The organism is Pseudomonadota bacterium (genome assembly GCA_022361155.1).
Lineage (GTDB): Bacteria > Myxococcota_A > Polyangia > Polyangiales > JAKSBK01 > JAKSBK01.
In genome coordinates this window covers 1-2127 of sequence record JAKSBK010000232.1, presented here as the reverse complement: position 1 = coordinate 2127, position 2127 = coordinate 1, and the positions used below count along the sequence as shown (strand labels likewise).

3 protein-coding genes are annotated in these 2127 nt (G+C 61.8%); 2 read left to right on the top strand and 1 reads right to left on the bottom strand.

Annotated elements, in window-relative coordinates:
- The coding region (locus MJD61_08880) for a transposase (protein MCG8555385.1) at nt 1-154 on the bottom strand (154 nt) is incomplete at its 3' end.
- A gap of 440 nt (nt 155-594) precedes the next feature.
- Here MJD61_08880 and MJD61_08875 point away from each other — a divergent pair.
- Both MJD61_08875 and MJD61_08870 read left to right on the top strand, forming a co-directional pair.
- Nucleotides 595-1119 carry a hypothetical protein gene (locus MJD61_08875; protein ID MCG8555384.1) on the top strand — a complete coding sequence of 175 codons (525 nt, stop codon included), beginning with the start codon at nt 595-597 and terminating at the stop codon, nt 1117-1119.
- A 109-nt stretch (nt 1120-1228) separates the two neighbouring features.
- A complete protein-coding gene (locus MJD61_08870) occupies nt 1229-1774 on the top strand; it encodes a hypothetical protein (GenBank protein ID MCG8555383.1) in 546 nt (181 codons plus the stop codon).
- Nucleotides 1775-2127: the final 353 nt, after the last annotated feature.

Genomic DNA, 2127 nt, shown 5'->3' with positions numbered 1-2127 from the left:
TCATCTTGTCCGCCAGCCAGCCCTTGCGGTGGTCGAAGTTCTTACCCGAGACCTGGTCTTGACCGCACAGGAACGCCCTTCGCACGCACCGTGACATCACGTGATACCAAGGCGTTACCTCCACGCTTACCTGCTCCGCTCTCGCTGTCGGCATAGCCTCACCATGGCACAGGGACTCCCCCGATGCAAGTTAAAATGGGTGTCAAAATTAACTCTTCCCCCGATGCAAGTTAAAATGGGTGTCAATATTAACTCTTTCTGGCTCGCCACGGCCTCGGACCCAGATCCCCGCCACCGCGTTCCATTCCGAGCCCGCCCGGGCAGTCGAGCTTGCCGCTGGGCAGCTGAGCGGGGAGCTGAGACCAACGCCGGTCCGCCGAGCCGATGCAGCTGTGCATGTCGCGCCCCGCAGAAAAGGTGCTCCCCGACGCTCGCCGTTCGGTTGACCGCCACCAACGCCCTCGCCATCCTAGCCTGGGCCCGCATCAAGCCCCGGTCGACCCGTGACGCTACTTGGCGCCTACCCCCCTTTCGCATACTTAAATGCCCTTCTCGCCCATCAGGGTGCTCGACGCGAACTGGTGTCCTCGGTGTTTGCGCCAGAAGATCGGTGACTGCTCGTGGCCGAACGGTCTACAACAATGGAGTTTCGGCACCAGCATCAGCAGTCCGGACAACCGCGAATGGGAATCATGCACCACAACGGAGGGGTTTGCTGTCTACTCGGCCATGGCCTCGTGGTTCGACCCGAACAATCCGGGCACCCAGCCCATCGGCTGGGGCGTCAACTTCGAGAACGCGCAGGTTCCGTATGCCTGTGGCCTCGTGCAAAACGGCAGGTTTCCCGAGTTGGCTGTTCGGGCATTCTGGGATCTCGACGACGCGAACAATGAAAACGGCCTCGGATCCGCGTTCCCCGACGCGTCCAATTGGGATAGCTGGTTTATCGCCGGCTGGTGGGCTCCGATGCCGGACGGCACCGGCAATCGTCAGGATCAGGAAAGCGATGCAAACGGAGTCAACCTATGGGACTACGCGTTCACGGGAGCGACGATGCCCCCTATCGACCAAAACACCCTGTTGCGGCACTACTGCATGCAGGTGCAAGATCTGGGCTAATACGATGCGGTTGGACAGGGGCTCCGACCCATGTGGACTGGACTCCGTTCCGGAGCGGGGCAGGGAGCGAAGCCGGTAGATGAGGAAGTCACCACGGTGGCTAGTGCTAGTGGCTTGGGTCCTGGCCGTGTCTTCGGGTTGCGGTGGCCACGACGGCGATACCGGTGGTGGGCGAGAGCTCAGGGCGTTCGTGACAAGGATGGCAGGGGTATGCAGTTTCTTGCCCGACAGATGCAGGTACGAGGTCGAAATCGCGGAACCGCGCCGGCTTCGCTTCGAAGATCAGGCGGGGGTGCTGGAAGTTGCGATGACGAACGAAGAGATGGCGCTGATCCACGCGACCGTGCTGGCGGATTCCTTTCAGGCAGCGCTGAGCAGAAGGCTGTCGGAGGGCGTCCAGAGCTGCCAAGACCTGACAGACTACTCGATCACCTGGATCTTTAAGTGGGCAGACTCGACGGATACCTTGTTGGACATCGAAGGTTGTCTTTCTGAGCCGACCCATCCTTTTGGCGCCTTGAGTGCCCTTCTGACCGAGCTTAGGAACAAGTACTTGCAGGGATGCACGAACCTGAACACGGGCTGGGTGTACGATCCGTACGGGCCACCACGTCCCGAGCCTCCTCGAGCCCTGTGTGCTGCCCTTCTGTGGTAGGGGCTCAAAGCAGCTTCGAGCAAGGGTGGGGCAACATGCCGCTCCAGTCACCCCGGAGCCCGACCTACCAGCGTAGGACTCGGCGACGCCTCCCTGAGCATGGTGCAAGAGGTCCTTGCGGCGCACCAGCGCCCGGCGCCAGTGGCGCCAGCAACTGGCGCTGATCCGGCGGTGCCAGCCTGCGCCCCACCGCCGGCTCCGCCGCCGCTTCGTCCTGCTGTATCACACAAGTGGCGAATTAAGACATCCAATATAAGGTTCATCAAAGCCAACCCCGCGAGCACCTCGGGGCATCACCCGAACGCCGTGAGCTCACCGGGTCCTGGCGCTGGTTCACAGATACCCGCGGAGTC